The sequence below is a fragment of the Labrenzia sp. R5_0 genome, from assembly GCF_017743835.1.
Lineage (GTDB): Bacteria > Pseudomonadota > Alphaproteobacteria > Rhizobiales > Stappiaceae > Roseibium > Roseibium algicola.
Window position 1 is genome coordinate 111,494 of sequence record NZ_JAGHRK010000005.1, and the last position, 19,537, is coordinate 131,030.

The window sequence follows — 19,537 nt, forward strand, 5'->3', positions numbered from 1 at the left end:
TCGGGAGGAGGCTATTTCTTGCCGTAAAGCTCCTGCAGCTTTTCCTCCGGCAGCTCGGTTGGCCACCAGACGTTGGCGGACAGGTCCTCGCGGTAATATTGCTTGGCCTTGTCGACGTCCCAGCCTGCCGGGTTGTAGTCGTAGTGCTTCTTCAGCTCTTTGCCTTCCAGCAGGGCGACAGCAGCACGCACACCGGCAGCCCCCTGGGCAGGCGCGTATTCCGCAGACACGGATTTAAATCCGTCCCGGATCCACTGACCGAAAAAGCCGTTGTTGCCTTCGCCGGAAATCGGCGGAATTTCAGCGCCGAACTGCTTGAACACGTCAACACAGGCACGGGTCATGTCGGCACCGGAAGACCAGATTCCGTCGACAGACGGGTTGTTCAGATAAAGCGTCTCACACAGGTTCTTGGCCTTGTCGTACTGCCAGTCGCCATGTTCCTCGGCGATGACTTCGACATTCGTGCCTTCAAGAGACTGCAGCAAGCCGTTGTAACGGTTGGTGTCTTCCGGGTGTCCGGCGAGACCGCGCAGAACCCAGATCTTGCCGTCGGCGCCAACCTCGTTGACAAGCCAGTCGCCCATCACCTTGCCGAAGTGTTCGGCGCCGCCCTGGATCTCGGTCGTATAGGCATCGCTCTCGATACGGCCGGTGTGCAGGACAACCGGAATGCCGGCTGCCACGGCCTTGGCGATCGACGCATCTGCAGACGTTGACGTCACGGGCTGAACGATGATCGCATCGACGTTCTGTGCAACCAGATCCTCGATATCGGCCACCTGCTTTTTCTGGTCGAAACCGGCGTCGAGCAGGATGAACTTGGTGATGCAGTCGTTCTTGGCAGCAGCCGCTTCGGACTCATGTGCCACCTGAACGGTCCATGTATTGGCGTTCACACCAAAGTGGCTCATGCCGATGGTCCAGGGGCAATCCTTCTTGTATTTGTCCGCTTCGACAACCGGATTGTCGCCTTCCCTGGCCGTAACACCATCCATCAGAAACGTGTCTTGCGCGAATGCAGGGTATGACGAGATGGCGACCGCCAGACAGCCCGCCAGAGTGGCAGGTTTGAAATATGTCATCGAAATTCCTCCTCCAAGGTCAGGCCTTTGATCTGCTTGCAGGAAGACTGCCGAGCGCCTGACCTCGGCGAACAGCCTTCCTTTACGCACAGGTCAGCCGTTCCGGCAGCGACAACGGGTGCCGGCCGGCAGACAAGGCGATGCCGTTCGCCGAAACGCATTCCGGCGGCGGGTGAACGCAACTGCGATGGGTGGGACCTCCTCCCAGGTCCGTTAAAAATCACGGCAGGACTTGCCTGTCAATAGTTATTCATATTGAATGATTAATTGGAAAGCTTGTCAGATCCCGCGAGCGATGCAATGTATGGCAACAGAGATTTCGGCCAACCTTCGGGACAACCGACTGTTTTCAATAACCAAATCAGGACGATGCCAGCATGCGCACGATCTTGTGTTACGGCGACTCGAACACGCACGGACAAATTCCAGGGGGGACACCACTGGATCGCTACACTCTGCTGCAGCGGTGGCCGGGTGTGCTTGCGCGTGAACTCGGCAAGGGCTGGCACATCATCGAGGAAGGCCTCAGCGGTCGGACAACGGTGCATGACGACCCTATCGAAGGCGCGCTGAAGAATGGCCGCTCCTATCTGCGACCCTGCCTCATGAGCCATGCTCCTCTGGACCTTGTCATAATAATGCTGGGCACGAACGACCTGAAGGCCCGGTTCAGCCAGCCGGCGTCTGAAGTGGCAATGGGCATCGGCTGCCTGATCCACGACATCAAGGAACTCTCGCCCGGCCCTGACGGAACGGTTCCCGAGATCATGGTGGTCTCGCCGCCGCCGATGCTGGACGACATCAAGGAATGGGAGAACATCTTCAAGGCCGCCCAGCAGAAGTCCCATGAACTTGCCCTTCAGTTCGAGATCATGTCGGATTCTCTTGAAGTGCATTTCTTCGACGCGGGGTCCGTCTCGACCTGTGATCCGCTGGACGGGTTCCACATCAACGCTCAGGCACATGAGAATCTCGGTGTCGCCCTGGCGCGGGAAGTGGAGGCGATCGGGTGGAAATGAGTTCGCTGCGCGCACAGCTGCCGGCAGGAATTTATGCGGCACGGCAACGGAGGGCCTTCCATGCCTGACATGAGATTTGCTCCGCCCAATCCGCTGCGCATAGCCGACCGTGCGTCAGGCCTGAATGCCGTCAGTGTGCGAAGCTACAACGAGCGCCTGGTGCTTTCGCTGCTTCTGCAGAACTCCTCGACGACACGGCTGGAGATCGGCGAACAGACGGGCCTTTCGGCGCAGACCGTGTCCGTACTCGTCAGGTCGCTGGAGCAGGAAGGACTGGTGGCGAAGGGGGAAGCGCAAAAGGGGCGCGTCGGCCCGCCAACCGTGCCGCTGACCCTCAACCCTGAAGGGGCCTATTCCATCGGGATCAGCGTCGGCAACCGGCACACCGATATCGTTCTCATCGATTTTGTCGGCAAGATCCGCTTTCACAAGACCTTGCCCAATCCACAGCTTGCCCATGGCAGCAACCATTCGGAATTTCTGGAGACGATTGCGAGCGCGGTTAAGCTGCTGCCGGATGCGGAACGCGAACGCCTGGCTGGCGTCGGTCTTGCCCTGCCCCGCCGACTGTCGGGCGGCATGGACGAAGAAGCCTATTTCAAGGCCTTGCAGGCGGAGATCGAGCAACAGCTCGGCATTGCCGTTTTTGTCCAGAACGACATCACCGCAGCGGCCAGCGGTGAGAGCATGTTCGGCGCTGCCAAGACACTTTCGGACTATATGTTCTTCTACCTCGGCGCCGACCTGCACGGCCGCCTTGTCCTCAATCACCAGATCTACAACGGCAATTCCGAAGTCAGCTTCGATGTCGGCATTGCGGCGCTGGAGAGAGACCTGTCGGCACAGGGCAAGGAAGTCGACCCGCTCTGGGACCGTTCAGGATCCTGGCCAGACTACGGTGCTCTGGTGAGCGATTGGGAAGAACGGCTGATTGCCCAGATGCGCGCCTCCCTGCATGGGGTTGGCCAATTCGTGGAAATCGAAACAGTCATCCTGTCGTCTTATGCGCCTGAAAGCATTTGCCAGGACATCTGCCGGAAACTAGAAGCAGCAGCCCCGCAGATCAAGGCAATCGCCGGCAACATCGTGCCGGCACCGAAGGCGATCGGTGCTGCCAGTCTGCCGTTCAGTTCCAGGTTCATGGTCAGCGGAAACTGACCCGCTGAGGTCAGTATTCCCCGACAACCCGCCTGATCTTTTCCGCGGTCGGAAATTGCTTGATTTAAAATGTTCATAATAATAATAAACATAAAATCATTCGGGAGAGAGCCATGTCGACGTCAGCGATCGTTCAATTCGGGACCAGCCGCTTCCTGCAAGCGCATGCGGATCTATTCATTTCCGAAGCCATTGCCGAAGGGCAGGACGTCGGACCGATCACGGTGGTTCAAACCAGTGGCGACGCGTCCCGGGCACATCGCCTGAAGGCGCTTGCAGACCCTTCCGGCTACGAAGTCCGGATCAAGGGCATCGACAACGGCACCCTGGTGGACACAAGCAAGACCGTCAGCAGCATCAAACGTGCCTTGTCCTTGCCGGAAGACCTTGCCGAGGTCGCGAAAGCCGTGGCCGGCGAGGCAAGGATTATCCTCTCCAACACCGCTGATGCGGGCTATCGGCCAAGTGAGGCAGACAAGAGCACCGACTTTTCCATCGACATGTCCTATCCGGCCAAGCTGACGTGGTTCCTGTTCCAAAGGTTCGGCATGGGCGGCGCTCCGGTGCAGGTCATGCCGGCCGAACTGATTCCCGAAAACGGCAATGTTCTGAGAGATCTCGTCCTTTCCATTGCAGCTCTTTACCCGCCTGAATTTGCAGACTGGCTCCGCTCAAACGTGACCTGGGTGAATTCCCTGGTCGACAGGATCGTCTCCGAACCGCTGGAACCCGCCGGAGCAGTGGCCGAACCCTATGCGCTTTGGGCAATAGAGAAACAACCCGGCCTCATTCTGCCCTGCGTGCACCGATGCGTTCAGGTGGTCGAGGATCTGGAACAGGTCGAGACCCTGAAGCTGTTCATCCTGAACCTTGGACACACCTACCTGGTGTCACGATGGCTGGCTGCAGGCGGTTCGTCCCTGCAGTTTGTCCGGGAACTGATTGACAGTCCCGACTATGGCCCCGACCTTACAGATCTCTATCGACGCGAAGTCATCCCTGCCTTCGAGGCTCATGGCCGCAAGAACGAAGCGGAAGCCTATGCCGCCACGACAATCGACAGGTTCAAGAACCCGTTTCTGGACCACAAGCTTGCCGACATCGCACAGAACCACAGGGAAAAGATAGACCGACGTATTTCATCTTTCCTGTCCTGGGCACGGAAAGCCGACGCGTCACTTCAGATGCCCCGGCTGGATACAGTGACGGCTGGTGCCGAGGCAGCACGCGCATGAGGGCACGCAGACAGATCGGCAACACAGGTGTTCTGGTAACGGATATCTCCTTCGGAGCCTCCGCCATCGGAAACATGGGTCGGGTAGTGCCGGAACCAGAGGCGAACGAAGTTCTCCAGTCTGCCTGGGACGCCGGGATCCGGTACTTCGACACCGCACCTCATTATGGCCGTGGCCGGTCGGAAGAGCGGCTAGGCCGGTTCCTGAAGTCCAGGTGGCGTGAAGACTACGTCCTGTCCACCAAGGTTGGACGCGTTCTGTCACCGGGAACTCCTCTGAAGGAGGCCGACGGTTTTTTCAACCCGCTTCCGAACGCTGTTCGCTACGACTATTCCGGCGACGGCATTGAAGCGTCGCTGGAAGGCAGTTTCGAGCGGCTGCAGACGCGCCATGTCGATATCGTCTACATCCACGACATCGGCACCTACACACATGGCACTTCAAACGAAACACATATGCGGGACTTGCTGGCGACCGGTCTCGACCGGTTGCAAAGGTTGAAAGCCAAGGGAAAAATCCGCGCCTTCGGCCTCGGCGTGAATGAAACCCGGGTTTGTCTCGACCTCCTGAATGAGACCGACCTGGACGCCATCCTGCTTGCAGGACGCCTAACCCTGCTCGACCGGGAAGCCGAAGACCAACTCGTCGGGCGGTGCCGGGAAAAAGGCACAAGCCTGGTTCTCGGCGGGATCTTCAATTCCGGAATTCTGGCAACGGGACCGGTTGAGGGCGCCTGGTTCGATTACGCACCCGCGCCAGCGGAAATCCTGGCAAAGGTGACCGCGCTCAAGGAACAGGCCACGACACTGGGACTTCCGCTTGCCAGCGCGGCCCTTCACTTCGCCCACAGCTATCCCGGTGTCGCCTCTGTTCTGCTCGGCACATCGAAGGCCTCATCCCTGAAGCGCAATCTCGACTGCCTCGCCGAAGCACCGCCCGCCAGCTTTTCAAGAGTGTTTGGCACCCCTGCGCAAGAGGGCCTTCAGGCGAACTTGTGAACCCGCAGCGACTGCAGAAGCGTTTCCTTCGATCTCCGCAAATGCTTTAGCGCTGCGGCTTCCGACCTTGCGCCGTCCTTGTCGAGCATCGCGTCGATCCATTCGAGATGCTCCTCGATCGCGGCCGCATTGCGTTCCAGCTCGTCGCGTTTGTCCCACATGTAGTGGTAGTTGAAGATCAGCTTGATGAGCTTCTGTGCCTCGAGAACAAACCGGTTTTTGACCACACTGTTGACGGCTGAATGAAACTTTTCGTCCAGCAGGGAGAAGTCGTGATACCGCTCCTCAAGGACCGACTTCAGGTCCTCATGCTCGCGCTTCAAGGCCTTGAGCTTTTTCCAGATCTCGTGCTCGGGCGGAAGGGTTAGCAGCTGCCGGACCGCATTCAGCTCGAGCACCATTCGAAACTCTGACAGTTCAACCGCAAATTCCGACGTGAACCCAAGGAGCGACCAGCCTCCTCTTGGACGGCGCTCCACAAGACCGAGACGGCTCAGTCCGGCCAGAAATTCCTGAAGGTTGTGGACGGGAACACCGAATTGCCGCGACAGTTGCGCCACATTGAGCGACGTTCCCGCCGGAACGTCGAAACGCAGGATCCATTCAAAGAACCTGTGCTCCAGTTCCTCCGTGGACAGGGAGCTTTCGGCAGGAACCAGGCGGTGCTCCGCCTGCGGTTTCCGGATCAGCGTCTTGGTACGGCCTTCCCAGCGAATGAGATTGTCGCTGTCCAGCTTTTGCAATGCGGTGCGTACGATGGTTCTGCTGACTTCCATCTTGTCCGCAAGCGCGGTCTCGGCGGGCAACTCGTCGCCAATCGCCATGGTGCTGCAGATGTCCAGCAACCTGTTGTATGCGCGCCTGAATCGTTCGTCCGTTCTTGCCATGGCAGCAACCTAACATATCCAAAACGCTGAACAATTCCGATTGTTTGTATTAAAAAATAAAAAACTGTTGACGCGTCGCATTACCTGACCTCATATTGTTTTTAATAATTTTATTCAATATCCGGCCCGGGAGGATTTATGGCGGATCTTGATCGAGGCGCAGAGCCTGCTTCCTGGACCTTCAAACTGTCTGCAGGTTCCTTTCACAAGTTATCGGCGCTCCTGACCCTTGCCCTGCTGATCTTCGCGTTCTCCTTCGGAAACGCGGCCTTTTTCTCCATCAACAACGGACTGACGGTGCTGCTGCAGACGTCCGTCATCGGCTTGCTGGGCATCGGGATGACGATGGTGATCATTACCGGTGGCATCGACCTGAGCGTCGGCTCCGTACTTGCCCTTTCGGGAACCATCACCGGATTGAGCATCAAGGCGGGCGTGCCGGTCGGTCCCGCCATGGCGATCGGCGTGATGGCCGGCGCCGCTTGCGGTTTCGTCAACGGCTTCGTCATCACCAAAATGCGGATCACCCCGTTCGTGGCAACGCTCGGCATGATGCTGATCGCCCGAGGCGTTGCCCTCCAGCTGACGGGCGCAGCGCCGATTTCGCGCCTGGGCGAAAGTTTCGGTCTTCTGGGCAATGGCTCCTTGTTCCGCATCGTGGAGAAAACCGGCGGCATCTTCCCGAAAGTCGTCTTCCCCGGAATTCCCTATCCGGTCATTCTGCTCGCGGTTGTCGCGCTTGCCGCAGCCTATCTTCTCAGGCGCCGCCAGATCGGCCGGCATATCTATGCCACAGGCTCGAACGAGGAAGCCGCGCGTCTATCCGGTGTCCTGGTCGATCGCACCAAGATCTTTGCCTACGTCCTTTCGGGAGCGCTTGCAGGGCTCGCGGGCAACGTCCTGATGTCCCGTCTCGTGACGGTTCAGCCGAACGAAGGCGTCATGTACGAGCTCGACGCGATCGCCGCGGCCGTCATCGGCGGGGCTTCGCTCATGGGCGGCGTCGGCAATATTTCCGGAACGATGATCGGCGCAGCCATCATCGGCGTTCTGCGGAACGGCCTCAACATGGCAGGCGTGTCCGCATTCATCCAGCAAATCGTGATCGGGGTCATCGTCATTCTGGCGGTCTACGTCGATCAGATCAGAAACCGGCGCTGAGAAAGCCGGACGATTTCCAGAGCAACTTCAGACGGAGGAGAATGAAATGAAGAAGCTTTTGACAACAGCGATGATGGCGAGTGCCCTTGCGCTGTCCGCAGCAGCCGCGCAGGCCGGAGAAATTGCGGTCATCGTCAAGACGACGAATTCGAACTTCTGGCAGAACGTGAACAAGGGCGCCAGCGCGGCCATCGAAGGCCAGTCGGACCACACGATGACCTTCAACGGTCCGGCGTCGGAATCGGCCGTTGCCGATCAGGTCAGCCTTGTCGAGAACGCCATCAACCGCGGCGTATCTGGAATTGTCCTGGCACCATCCGATCCGGAAGCCCTGATCCCGGCGGTGAAGAAAGCGTATGAATCCGAAATTCCCGTCGTCATCATCGACTCCGGCCTCGCCGACAACGGCAAGGAATTTTACCAGTCATTCCTGTCGACCGATAACTGCGCTGCCGGTCAACTGGTTGCCGACAAGATGATTTCGGAAGTCGGGACAGAGGGCAAGGTTGCCGTGATGTCCTATGTCGCGGGTGTCGGCTCCGAACTTGGCCGCGTCGGCTGCTTCGTCAAGCGGATCGAGGATCAGTCCAAGATCGAGATCGTCGGCCCCTATTACTCCCAGTCGCAGATGGCCACCGCCTTGAACCAGACCACCGACGTTCTGGCGGCAAATCCGGACCTTGTCGGCATTTTTGGCGCCAACGAACCGACGGCCATCGGCATGGGCCGGGCCCTGGCACAAGCTGGCAAGGCGGGCAAGGTCACGGCAATCGGCTTTGACGGCAACACCGACCTTCAGGATTTCGTCCGTGATGGCACCCTGGCCGCAACGGCCGTTCAGGGCTCGTTCCAGATGGGCGAGATAGGGGTCCAGACCATTCTGAAGCTCTTGAACGGTGAACAGGTTCCGAACTTCATCGACACCGGCGTTGTCCTGGCGACCAAGGACAACATCGATCATCCGAGCGTTCAGAACGTCCTTTACTAACGCACCACAACGCGGCCGGAAGCCTTTCTGTTCAAAGGCTTCCGGTCTTTTCAATCGTCGATCGGGACACGGAATATGAAACCAGATGCACAATCCGCGGCACCGCTGGTGCAGATGGAGGCAATCGAAAAGCACTTTGGCGGCATAAGGGCGGTGAATGGTGTTTCTCTGGAGCTTTATCCAGGTGAAGTCGTTGGCGTTCTCGGCCACAACGGCGCCGGCAAATCGTGTCTGATGCGCATCCTGTCCGGGGCCATGATCCCCAATGAGGGGACAATCCGCGTCAATGGCGAAATCGCCGACATTCAATCGCCCCACGACGCCCGCGATCTGGGCATCGAAACCATCTACCAGACGCTTGCCCTTGCAGATCATCTGAACGCACCCGCCAACCTGTTTCTCGGCCGGGAACTGAAAACAAGGTTCGGAAATCTGGACGACAGCCGGATGATGGCCGAGGCGGTCCGTGTTCTGAAAAGGCTTAACCCGAACTTCAAGAACCTGAACGATCCGGTGTCGAGCCTCTCGGGCGGTCAGCGCCAGGTTGTTGCCATTGCCAGAGCGATCTATTTTGACGTCAAGATCCTGATCATGGACGAGCCGACAGCCGCTCTCGGCCCATCGGAAACGGCCATGGTCGGTGCCTTGATCAGACAATTGCGCGAAGAAGGAATAGGCATCCTCCTGGTGAGCCACGACATGCATGACGTGTTCGAACTCTGCGATCGTGTCATAGTGATGAACAAGGGCCGTAAAGTCGGCTCGCACCGGATTGAAGACGTGACCAAGGATGATGTTCTCAGCCTTATCATCAAGGGCGACCTTCCTCACGACTGGGCTCCCCGGAGCCGGAAAGCCGTTCAATGAATATTGAAAAGACTAAATCACCGGCAGTGGCCCGATCAATGGAATGCGGTATCGTCATCGAACCGGGTGTTTTCAGGCTCGAAACGCGGGCCCTGCCCGAGGACGCGCCGGACGGCTGGGTGCTTGTGGACATCGAGGCCGTCGGCATTTGCGGCACCGACTATCACATTCTGGAAGGCAAGCACCCTTTCCTGAACTACCCGCGTGTCATTGGTCATGAGCTTAGCGGCAGGGTCGCGGAAAGTGTCGGCCCGTGGACTGCCGAGGAACTGGTGGTGGTCAACCCGTATCTTTCGTGCAACGCCTGCCGGGCCTGCATGAAGGGCAAACCGAACTGCTGCAGCAGCATCGAGGTTCTCGGTGTTCACCGGGATGGTGGAATGTGTTCCCGCATCGCCGTCCCCCAGCAAAATCTCTATCCGGCGACCGGCTTGACGGAACTTCAGGCGGCGATGGTGGAGTTTCTTGCAATCGGGGCCCATGCCGTTCGCCGGGCGGCGTTATCTGCCGACGACAGGGTTCTGGTCACCGGGGCCGGCCCCATCGGCATCGGCACAGCTCTCTTTGCCCGGCTTTCGGGAGCCGAAGTCCATCTTCTGGACATGAGCCAAACACGGCTGGCCCAGGCGACGGAAAAATTCGGCTTCAAGAACACGCATCTCGTCGGAACCGACATTCTGTCAGGTCCGCGGCAAGACGGCTTCGACGTGATTTTCGATGCAACAGGCAATGCGGCCGCCATCGAAGCGGGCTTTCCTCTTCTTGCGCATGGCAGCCGCTATGTACTGGTGAGCGTCGTGAAGGAAACCATCAGCTTCAGCGACCCGGAGTTTCACAAGCGCGAAACCCAGATCATCGGCAGCAGAAACGCCACGAGAGAAGACTTCGAGACCGTCATGTCGGCAATTCGCTCAGACCGGATCGACACGGACGCGCTGTGCACGCTGACCGTGCGCCTTGAGGATCTTCCGGCGAAGATCAAGGAGCTGGCGACAGACAGGGAAGCCTTGATCAAGGCCATCGTCACTCTCTAAGCCCCCTTGTCGGATCAGGCAGACCACCAGCAGGCCTGCCCGGTCCATGCTCGCTCAAGATTGAAAAAGCGACATCATACCGTTTCCGAACGCGGCTCCCGGTTGGCCGGTGAAATGGTCGCAAGGGCGCTTGCCTGGCGTCGGGAGTTCCTGTGTTTGGCGATCTGATTGTCTGCGATGACACCGATCAGGATTACGCTGCCCATAACCGCAAAGTTGAGCGATGAGGGAATGCCGAGCAGATTGACGAGATTCTGAAGCATCTGCAGCAGAACGACACCCAACACGACGCCGACAACGGACCCCTCCCCTCCTCTTAGGGAAAATCCTCCCAGCACGGCGGCTGCAATTGCATAGAGTTCATAAAAATTACCGTGGGATGCGGGGTGGATGGAGCGGGTATACATGGCAAAGAAGATGGCCGAGAGACCGGTTAGAACAGCGCAGATGACATAGGCCAGAACAATGACCCGCCTCGTGTTGATTCCGGTGTAGCGGGCTGCTTCCTCGTTCTTGCCCACAGCGAAAAGATGCCTGCCGAATACGGTGCGATGAAGCACGAACCAGGCGATCACCGCTATAACGGTGAAGGCGATGATCGAGTGGGGGACACCGCCGCTCCGCCCCGAAATCAGCCACTCCAGAACCGGAAAACTGTCTCCGAACGAAAAGCCTGCCGTCCCGTCCTTGGTGTAGAACCGTGCGACCCCGCGATAGATCAGGAGGCCGCACAAGGTGACGATGAAGGGCTGAAGCTTCAACCGGGTGATCAGCCAGCCGTGGATGAAACCGAAACAGGCTCCCAGCAGAAGCACGATCAGGCAGGCAACCGGCCAGGGAACGCCCTGCTGAACGATCAGATCGACGAAGATGACACCAAGAAGCGCGATAAGAGAACCGACGGACAACTCGATACCGGCCGTCACGATCACGAAAGCTTCCGCTAGGGAAAACAACCCGAAAAGACCAATGAGATTGGCCGTGTTCGCCAGGTTGATCGGCGACAAGAACCGGGGATTGATCAGGGCGACAACTGTCCCGACCACCAGAACAAGTACCGCCAGTCCGATATCCTTCTTTTGCATTCTGTCTCCCCAACTCCCTTACCCGACCGCCAGCCGGAGTATGTTTTCTTCCGTCAGTTCATCACGACCCAGGATCCCCGACACGTGCCCCCTGCGCATGACGGCCACACGATCCGACACCCCAATGACTTCCTCCATGTCACTCGAGATCATCAGGATACCGACGCCTTCGTCCGCGAGCGCCTGCATGAGGTGATAGACTTCCGCCTTCGCGCCCACATCGATGCCTCTGGTCGGTTCGTCGAAAATGAGAACCTTCGGCTTCATCGCCAGCCACTTCGCCAGCACCACCTTCTGCTGGTTTCCGCCGGACAACTCAGCAGCGGCCCGTGTGATGGCGCTGGTCTTGATGGAAAGCCGGGCGCGCGAGCTTTCCGCCAGCGTTGCCTCGCGCGCCCGGTCAACGACACCTCGGCGGCTCAGCTTGTTGAGACAGGGCAAGGAAATGTTCGCGCAGATCGCAAAATCTAGAAGAAGGCCCTGCTCTTTTCTGTTTTCCGGCACCAACGACAGCCCTGCGGCAATCGCTTCTGGAACTGAATGAGTTTGCAATTCCCGGCCGTTGAGCCGGATGGTGCCATCAACCAGCGGCTCCACACCGAAGACGGCGCGTGCAAGTTCCGTTCGGCCCGCACCAACCAGACCGGCAACTCCGAGGATCTCACCGGCATGAAGTGTCAGGTCGACGTGTGAGCCGGGAAAGGTCGACGTCCGCACACCCTGCAGCTCAAGCACTGGCTCGCGCAATTGGTGGGGCTTTTTTTCATAGAACTGACCGACATCCCTGCCGATCATCATCCGTACCATTCTGTCCTTGCGGATGCCGGCACCCACCAGTGCACCTGCGTTCCTGCCATCGCGCAGGCACACAACCCTGTCCGCAACATCTTCCACTTCACTCAGACGATGGCTGATAAACAGGATTGCAACGCCCTGATCCTTCAGCCGCCGCATGACCTGAAGCAGCCTGTCGGTTTCCGACAAGGTGAGACTTGACGTCGGCTCATCGAGGATGACCAGGCGTGCATTCATCGACAATGCGCGGGCAATTTCGAGCAATTGCTGATCTGCGAGCGAAAGGTCCGCAACGGAATCGCTGGCACCGAAACGCGTACCAAGCATCTCGAGAATAGGTTCCACCTTGGCCACCATGGCGCGCCGGTCGAGCAATCGTAGCGGACCGGATGTGATTTCGCGCCCCAGAAGCACGTTTGCGGTCACGTCAAGATTTGAAAACGGATTGAGCTCCTGATGGACGAAGGCAATGCCGAGCGCAGAAGCTTCGACCGGGGTCAGTCCACCGGTCCGGACGCCGTCTATGATGATATCGCCCCCGTCAGGGGAGATCGCGCCACCCAGCACTTTCATCAAGGTGGACTTGCCGGCGCCGTTTTCGCCGATCAGGCCAACGATTTCTCCGCCCTTGATGCTCAAATCGACATCCTGAAGGGCAACGACACCCGGATAGACTTTCGTTACCCGTGCGAGTTCGAGGGAAATCTTCTCAAATCCGGGGATCAAGGTTTTGGCTCCGCCATAATGATCGGCTTCGGCTGCACGGGCCGGCAATGATCCGGTCCGCGCAGCCTCAGGGTCCGCCTGGGAGGGCCCGACCTAGCCTTTGATGCGCTCTTTCAGCTGCTGTTCGAACGGATCGACATTTTCCGCATCGATGATCTTCGTCGGTACGATGATCAGACCATCAGCCGGAATTCCGGATTTGTCGCCTTCCAGAAAGTCGGCCATGAGGTGCATGCCCTGATAGCCCCACTGATAAGGATCCTGCACCACCGTTCCGGCGAAGCTGCCTTCACGGATAGCACCGAGAGTGATCGGGTCCTCGTCGAAGGCAATGACGGTGATTTCACGCAGTTTGCCAGCCGCCTGAAGCGCTTCGTAGATCTTCGGGGGATTGTATGAGTAGAAGCCGACCATGCAGTCGATTTCCGGATTGGCAGCGAGAACGTCATCGACGTTCGACCGGGCCTTGGCGAAGTCGACGTCGTCACCTCGGACGTCGACCAGCTCGATGCCCTTGTCTTTCACGGTTTCGCGGAAACCGGCGATGCGTTCCTTGGCGTTATCGGCACCGAGAAAGCCGACAAAACCCATGCAGGTTCCCCCGTCCGGCAAGGCCTTGATTGCAATTTCACCAGCCTGATTTCCAGCAAGCGTGTTCGATGACCCCAGATAGGCAATCCGGTCGCTTTCCGGTGCATCGCTGTCGGTCGTGAACAGCGGCACCTGTGCGGCAACACGATTGAAGGCGTCGGTCGATGTCTTGGGATCCACAGACGAAATCATGATGGCGTCAGTCCCGGCAGCCACAAGGTCGTCCATGAGGGCATTCTGAAGCGCTGCCGTTCCCTGGGCGGGATACCGGAACTGCAGCTCGTAGCCGGGCAGTTCCGCCTGCGCGGCGTTCACGCCGGCTTCAGCCAGTTTCCAGAAGTCGGAGGCCGCGTTCACAACGAATGCCAGTTGCGGCTTTTCCTGCGAATGCGCCGCCGTGGCGGCGAGTGTGGCAATGGCTGCCACGCAAAGGGTTTTCCGAAGTTTCAATTTTTCCTCCCTGTCTCTGGGCAACGATACATTGCCCGCAACAAATTATTACTAATATTAATTAATTGAATTGTTCAAGTATTAATTAACAGACCATCCTTAGAAGCTAATCGAGAAGTAATATTTCGAACCTTGGCACCCTTCGCGAAAAAGATCTGATGGGCGCACGCACGCGCACCGGCAGGAAAGCACCATGTGAAAGCCATGGCCCCGCCAGGAAAAAGCGCCGCCGAACCAATGCGCCAGTTCGGCGGCCAGTGGAGAAGTTGTCTAGTTGTCTGCGCAGAAACCAGGATCTTCCTGGTTACAGACATCCAGCCCCGTATAGAGCGGATCGTCTACGCTATCTCCGTTGATGAGCTGCATCATCACATCCGGTGCACGATAACCCATTTCAAATGGCCTCTGGCCGACCTGGGCATGACTCCTGCCATCGCGGAAGGCTTTCGTCTGAGGCGGCAAGGTATCGCCGGCGATGATGATCAGATCCTTGGATTTCAGCTTGTCCATCACCTGATCCGTCACCTGCGTATAGGCCTGCGGCGCGAACTGAGCCCACCCACCGATCAGGATGAACGCATCAAGATCGGGATTGGCGATGAACGTGTCAGCCATCTGCTGGTTTGCAAGATCAGCCTGGTCATTGGTGAAAACGGGACATCCATCGATCTCGGTCCAGCCGTTCTGGCCAGTCAGGCGATCGACACCTTTTTCTCCAGCGGCCGTATCACGGAACCCCTGAGCCCGGGCATTGATATTGTCGGCAGCAACGTTTCCAAGTTGCAGGCAAACCGTTCCGCCATCCGCCTTGAGCTTCGCGGCCTCCTCGGCCATCTTGACGCCCATCAGATAATTGTCGGTACCAAGATAGGTCTTGCGAAGGTCGCGGTCGTCAGCCAGGAAATCCGCATCAATGGTCATGACCGGCACGCTTGGCGCGATCTGACGGATGCGGTTTGCCATGGCAGGTGCGTTGGACGGCGAAATGGCGATTGCGGCAACACCGCGGGTAAGCAGATCATCCACGATCTGGACCTCACCAGCCTCATCGGCGGATGATGCGGGGCCGGTATAAAGACATTCATATTCGCTGTCCGCGTTTTCGGACATCCACTTCTGGCAACCCAGATTGATCTGTTCGAAGAAAGGGTTATCAAGCCCCTTCACCACGATTGCGAGGGTTTTCTTGTCTTGTGCAAGGCTCGATCCGACTGAAATTGCCAAAACGGCAGCGGCGCCAAGCAACAGTAAATTCCGTCTCATGCGTGTCACTCCCTTCTGTCCAGCAGGTCCCGGAGCGATTTACCCCGGGTACCAGATTTTACGGGGATCTTTGATGTCCCTTCTGTAGTTCCAGGCCCCTTCAACAAGAGCCTCCAGGTCTACCGACGGCTCCCAGCCCAGCCTCTGGCGCGCCTTGGAATTGTCGAGCCAGTTGCTGTGGAGAGAGGTCGGAATTTCCGCGATTTCGTAGGATCTTGTGGCCGCGAGATGGTTGGCGACGCACCGGTAGTCGACCGGTTCGTTCATGGAGATATTGAAAAGCTGGCCAGCCGCCTTCGGACTGTCCAATGCCGCAAGGATCGCGGAAACCAGATCATCCACGTGCACGAAATTGCGCTTGAGCGGCGCACCTTCCCGATCCAGCAGCAACGGAGCAAATCGGCCGCCGGCAAGGCGCTGGATTTCATCGGCGGCAAGAAAGTCCGACCACAAGGGCCCGCCGAACTGGTCCGGACCAAAGCTCAGCGCAAACTTGAAGTCGTCCTTTTCCATGATCCAGGGCGCGCGCAATATGCAGCCGTTCAGACCATATTGATGCCGGTATTGCTCCAGCATTACCTCTTCCAGAACCTTGGTCAGGGCATAACAACCCGGATAAGCCTTGCGTTCCGAAGTTTCCGTGACCGGCTCCGAATATGGCTGGAAGGCATGACCAACGGCACAGTCCCCGCTGATCAGAACGAATTGCCTTGCATTTGCCAGTTTCCGGAACTCTTCGAGCAGGACAAACATTCCTTTCACGGAAACGTCGATTGCAAGTTCGGGAGATTCCTTGACGGCTGCCATGTGAAGCACATGCGTAACACCGGCCATGGCTTTCGACACACAAGCGGGATCGGCAATTGAGCCGCGGATGACCTCTACGCGGTCGCCGGGATCAATCGTCCGGTTGTTGCACAGAGCCACAACGCTCCACCCGCTGAACATGTCCTCAGACAGAAAGCGTGGCAGGAAGTTTTGCCCGACCTTGCCCGTGGCACCTGTAAGCAGAAGCTTCATTTATCTCCCCTTGCCTTTATTAAATAATATTTACTAATATTAATTAGTCAAGAATTGAAAAACGACACCAAAACGTGTGTCATGCGGTAAGCTGAAACCGGCTTGCCACGGGGACATGACCGGGAGGACTTCCCAAGTGGCGACGTCTATCTGGCCGGGTGTTTGGGGAGGAAAATCAGAATGTCGAGGCTGAGGCTGAGCGGAATCTCAAAAAGCTTTGGAGCCATTCAGGCTTTGAACGACGTATCCCTGGAAGTGGCTCCGGGCGAGGTTTTGGGACTGATGGGGGACAACGGAGCGGGTAAATCAACCCTGGTAAAGATCGTTGCGGGCAACTTCAGGCCCACCCACGGTTCGATTTCCATTGATGACACAAGCGTGGATTTTCATCGTCCGCTCGACGCGCAGGTAGAAGGTATTGAGGTCGTTTATCAGGACCTGGCGCTTTGCGATAACCTGTCGGCGGCGTCCAATGTCTTCCTTGGCCGAGAGCCGCGGCGATCCTTCGGCGGGATCAAGCTGCTGGACTATGCCACCATGTACAAGCGCTCAGCGGAGCTATTCGCGGTCCTCAAATCCGAAACCCGCCCTCGAGACCTTGTCAGACGGATGTCCGGCGGGCAGCGGCAGGCTGTGGCCATTGCCAGAACGCTCCTATCCAACGCCAAAATCGTCCTCATGGATGAACCGACCGCCGCCATTTCCGTACGCCAGGTTGCCGAGGTGCTGGACCTGATCCATCGGCTGAGTGACCAGGGTATCAGCGTTGTCCTGATCAGCCACAGAATGCCGGATGTGTTTGCGGTCTGCAGCCGCATTGCCGTGCTGCGAAGAGGACAGCTCGTAGCTTGCAAGCCGGCAAATGAAAGCTCTCCGGAAGAGGTGACCGGTTTGATTACCGGCGCCATCGAAACGGCTTGAGGGGGGTCGCACCATGACAACTCTTGAGCAAGCCATTGGGCACAGCCAGCACGGATCGCCCTTCTCCAGGGTCTTCAACTCCCAGATTTTCTGGGTCTTGCTGGCAGCCCTTCTCGCCTGTGTCGCCTTGTCCCTGCTGACGGATTCCTTCGCAACCCAGCGGAATCTGTTCAATGTGACACGCAACTTCGCGTTTGTCGGCCTGATTGCCATCGGCATGACGACCGTAATTGCATCGGGAGGTATCGATCTGTCGGTCGGCTCGACGGTCGTCCTGTCCGCGATGGTCATCAGTGTCCTGATGTCGTCGGGAAACCCGTTCTGGATATCGGCGATCGCGGCACTTGTCGCTGCGGGTATTGTCGGAGCGATCAACGGTACATTGATTGCTTACGTAGGCATGCCGGCGTTTGTGGTGACGCTCGGGATGCTGTCGGCCGCCAGATCTCTGGCGATGGTCCTGTCCAACAACAAGATGATCTGGGAATTCGGCCCCGATCACGACCTGTTGTTATGGGTCGGTGGCGGCTCGACACTGGGTTTGCCGCATCCGATCTACGTACTCGGCCTTCTGACCATCGTGATGAGCGTGGTGTTTCGGTGGACCCGATGGGGCCAATACGTGTTTGCGATCGGCGGAAACGAGCAGGCAGCGACGCTGACAGGCATTCCGGTGAAGCGAATCAAGGTCTCGATCTATGTGTTTTCAGCCATGACCGCGGGGGTCGCCGGCATCCTCATGGCCGGCTGGCTGGGCAGCGTGACGACAAATCTGGGACAGGCGATGGAACTGACGGTGATTGCCGCGGCGGTGATTGGAGGTGCCAATCTTGCCGGAGGCCAGGGAACGGCCCTTGGAGCGGTCATCGGGGCTCTCTTGATCGAAGTGATCAGGAACTCACTGATTCTTCTTGGCATCTCGACATTCTGGCAAGGCATGTTCATCGGCTGCTTCATTGTCATCGCAGTTGCATTCGACCGCGTCCGCAATTTGCGTTCACTCGACTAAAGCGTGAGGAGAAACAGACACCTGTGCAGATATCGACGGTGCAGAAACGTTGCGTTTGACCGTCTTTCCCGATAGTCATTCGCCGGTTCAGACACCTAATCCGTCCAGCGCGAGGAGACCGGAACGAATATGGCGAAAAAAGCCCGGCTTGGCAAAGATAGACGTCCTACAATGATGGATGTTGCGGCAATGGCCGGAGTTTCGCAGGCAACGGTATCGCTCGTCCTGAACGGAAGCCGCGGCGCGAAGTTGAGCGACGCAACGCGCAAGCGCGTGCACGAAGCCGCCAGAGAACTTGGGTACAATCTGATACGCCGGGGGGCGCGGACCGTGCCCGACGACAGGTCGAACATTGTTTTCATTGCGGACGAAATCACAACCGATCCGTGGATGGCGCTGGCTTTCGAAGGTGTTCGGGACAAGGCGTACGAATACGGCATCAACGTCAGCCTTGCAGTCAGCCACGGAGACGAAGAAACCGAGCAGATGATCGTCAACCAGATGAGCCGCCTGCCTCTTCTGGGCATGATCTACGGCACGATCCTGACCCGGCGCGTCGAACTGTCTTCCGCCTTTGACGGCCAGCACACCGTGCTCCTGAACTGTTACAACGCCGATCGCTCCCTTCCCTCAGTCGTACCTGGCGACGTTCTGGGAGGGCGGACGGCAACCGATCATCTGATCAAGGCTGGCTACAAACGCATTGCCCTGATCAACGGCCAGTCGGGCGTGGAAGCGACGCGGGACAGGCTCAAAGGCTACCGGCAAGCCCTCTCGAGCCACGACATTCCTTTCGACGGTGACCTCGTCAAACCGGGCAACTGGGAGCCGCTGTCCGGTTACGAGCACACCCATGCGCTCATGGATCTCGACATGCCACCGGACGCAATATTCTGCGCGAACGATCTCATGGCCCTTGGGTGTTTCGACGCCCTGAAGGAACGCGGCCTACGAATACCGGAAGACATTGCGGTGATCGGATTTGACAATCGGGAAATTTCCGAAAGCACGCATCCACCGCTTTCAACACTCGTATTGCCACAATACGAGATGGGAGAAATTGCCTTCGAACTGCTGCTCGACAACGCGAATGGCCGCCAGTCCGGACCGGCCCAGATCAAGGTCGAATGCCCGCTCATCGAGCGGGCGTCCGTAAGGGCTGCAAGACCGGTTCTCGGACAGGAAGCCGAAATGCTGTAAAGGGCCCAGGCGGCGCTCCAGGATTAACCAAAGACCCGTCCCTCA

Annotated in this window: 18 protein-coding genes; 11 read left to right on the top strand and 7 right to left on the bottom strand. The window is 58.0% G+C overall.

Going from position 1 to position 19,537, the window contains the following annotated elements:
• Positions 1–11 precede the first annotated feature (11 nt).
• Positions 12–1,085, bottom strand: coding sequence for a substrate-binding domain-containing protein (locus J7447_RS23955; RefSeq protein ID WP_075281816.1), 1,074 nt, complete (start codon positions 1,083–1,085; stop codon positions 12–14).
• 377 nt (positions 1,086–1,462) lie between these two features.
• Here J7447_RS23955 and J7447_RS23960 point away from each other — a divergent pair, with 377 nt between their 5' ends.
• The 4 genes from J7447_RS23960 (at position 1,463) to J7447_RS23975 (ending at position 5,495) form a co-directional block, all read left to right on the top strand.
• Positions 1,463–2,104 (top strand): SGNH/GDSL hydrolase family protein, encoded by a 642-nt coding sequence (locus J7447_RS23960; RefSeq protein WP_209171164.1) that lies wholly within the window; start codon positions 1,463–1,465, stop codon positions 2,102–2,104.
• 60 nt (positions 2,105–2,164) lie between these two features.
• The gene (locus J7447_RS23965; RefSeq protein WP_286189524.1) at positions 2,165–3,262 is read left to right on the top strand and encodes an ROK family transcriptional regulator; all 1,098 of its coding nucleotides are present in this window, start codon (positions 2,165–2,167) and stop codon (positions 3,260–3,262) included.
• Positions 3,263–3,375: 113 nt separating this feature from the next.
• The gene (locus J7447_RS23970) at positions 3,376–4,497 is read left to right on the top strand and encodes a mannitol dehydrogenase family protein (RefSeq protein ID WP_209171165.1); all 1,122 of its coding nucleotides are present in this window, start codon (positions 3,376–3,378) and stop codon (positions 4,495–4,497) included.
• Positions 4,494–5,495, top strand: a complete 1,002-nt coding sequence (locus J7447_RS23975; protein WP_209171166.1) for an aldo/keto reductase — start codon at positions 4,494–4,496, stop codon at positions 5,493–5,495. The genes J7447_RS23970 and J7447_RS23975 overlap by 4 nt, the downstream gene beginning before the upstream one ends.
• On the opposite strand, the gene J7447_RS23980 is transcribed toward J7447_RS23975, so the two are convergent.
• On the bottom strand, positions 5,480–6,382 hold the full coding sequence (locus tag J7447_RS23980) for a GntR family transcriptional regulator (RefSeq protein ID WP_023001505.1): 903 nt from the start codon (positions 6,380–6,382) through the stop codon (positions 5,480–5,482). The genes J7447_RS23975 and J7447_RS23980 overlap by 16 nt on opposite strands.
• Before the next feature lie 138 nt (positions 6,383–6,520).
• Here J7447_RS23980 and J7447_RS23985 point away from each other — a divergent pair, with 138 nt between their 5' ends.
• From J7447_RS23985 to J7447_RS24000, 4 genes are all read left to right on the top strand, one after another.
• On the top strand, positions 6,521–7,543 hold the full coding sequence (locus J7447_RS23985) for an ABC transporter permease (RefSeq protein WP_152507791.1): 1,023 nt from the start codon (positions 6,521–6,523) through the stop codon (positions 7,541–7,543).
• Between the two features lie 46 nt (positions 7,544–7,589).
• On the top strand, positions 7,590–8,531 hold the full coding sequence (locus J7447_RS23990) for an ABC transporter substrate-binding protein (protein WP_023001507.1): 942 nt from the start codon (positions 7,590–7,592) through the stop codon (positions 8,529–8,531).
• A gap of 75 nt (positions 8,532–8,606) precedes the next feature.
• Positions 8,607–9,398 carry an ATP-binding cassette domain-containing protein gene (locus J7447_RS23995; RefSeq protein ID WP_023001508.1) on the top strand — a complete coding sequence of 264 codons (792 nt, stop codon included), beginning with the start codon at positions 8,607–8,609 and terminating at the stop codon, positions 9,396–9,398.
• Positions 9,399–9,436: 38 nt separating this feature from the next.
• The gene (locus tag J7447_RS24000) at positions 9,437–10,432 is read left to right on the top strand and encodes a zinc-binding alcohol dehydrogenase family protein (protein WP_209171325.1); all 996 of its coding nucleotides are present in this window, start codon (positions 9,437–9,439) and stop codon (positions 10,430–10,432) included.
• A gap of 74 nt (positions 10,433–10,506) precedes the next feature.
• Here J7447_RS24000 and J7447_RS24005 read toward each other — a convergent pair whose 3' ends face one another.
• The 5 genes from J7447_RS24005 to J7447_RS24025 form a co-directional block, all read right to left on the bottom strand.
• Positions 10,507–11,517, bottom strand: coding sequence for an ABC transporter permease (locus J7447_RS24005; protein ID WP_209171167.1), 1,011 nt, complete (start codon positions 11,515–11,517; stop codon positions 10,507–10,509).
• An 18-nt stretch (positions 11,518–11,535) separates the two neighbouring features.
• Positions 11,536–13,038 carry a sugar ABC transporter ATP-binding protein gene (locus tag J7447_RS24010; RefSeq protein ID WP_209171326.1) on the bottom strand — a complete coding sequence of 501 codons (1,503 nt, stop codon included), beginning with the start codon at positions 13,036–13,038 and terminating at the stop codon, positions 11,536–11,538.
• Positions 13,039–13,131: 93 nt separating this feature from the next.
• The gene (locus tag J7447_RS24015; RefSeq protein WP_077294132.1) at positions 13,132–14,079 is read right to left on the bottom strand and encodes a sugar-binding protein; all 948 of its coding nucleotides are present in this window, start codon (positions 14,077–14,079) and stop codon (positions 13,132–13,134) included.
• Between the two features lie 270 nt (positions 14,080–14,349).
• Positions 14,350–15,342: a substrate-binding domain-containing protein gene (locus J7447_RS24020; RefSeq protein WP_077294129.1), complete on the bottom strand. Its 993-nt coding sequence runs from the start codon at positions 15,340–15,342 to the stop codon at positions 14,350–14,352.
• Between the two features lie 39 nt (positions 15,343–15,381).
• Positions 15,382–16,362, bottom strand: coding sequence for an NAD(P)-dependent oxidoreductase (locus J7447_RS24025; RefSeq protein ID WP_209171168.1), 981 nt, complete (start codon positions 16,360–16,362; stop codon positions 15,382–15,384).
• Positions 16,363–16,542: 180 nt separating this feature from the next.
• Here J7447_RS24025 and J7447_RS24030 point away from each other — a divergent pair, with 180 nt between their 5' ends.
• From J7447_RS24030 to J7447_RS24040, 3 genes are all read left to right on the top strand, one after another.
• The gene (locus tag J7447_RS24030; RefSeq protein WP_055660747.1) at positions 16,543–17,283 is read left to right on the top strand and encodes an ATP-binding cassette domain-containing protein; all 741 of its coding nucleotides are present in this window, start codon (positions 16,543–16,545) and stop codon (positions 17,281–17,283) included.
• 13 nt (positions 17,284–17,296) lie between these two features.
• Positions 17,297–18,292 carry an ABC transporter permease gene (locus J7447_RS24035; RefSeq protein WP_209171169.1) on the top strand — a complete coding sequence of 332 codons (996 nt, stop codon included), beginning with the start codon at positions 17,297–17,299 and terminating at the stop codon, positions 18,290–18,292.
• Between the two features lie 174 nt (positions 18,293–18,466).
• The gene (locus tag J7447_RS24040) at positions 18,467–19,492 is read left to right on the top strand and encodes a LacI family DNA-binding transcriptional regulator (protein WP_286189580.1); all 1,026 of its coding nucleotides are present in this window, start codon (positions 18,467–18,469) and stop codon (positions 19,490–19,492) included.
• The last annotated feature ends 45 nt before the right edge of the window (positions 19,493–19,537 follow it).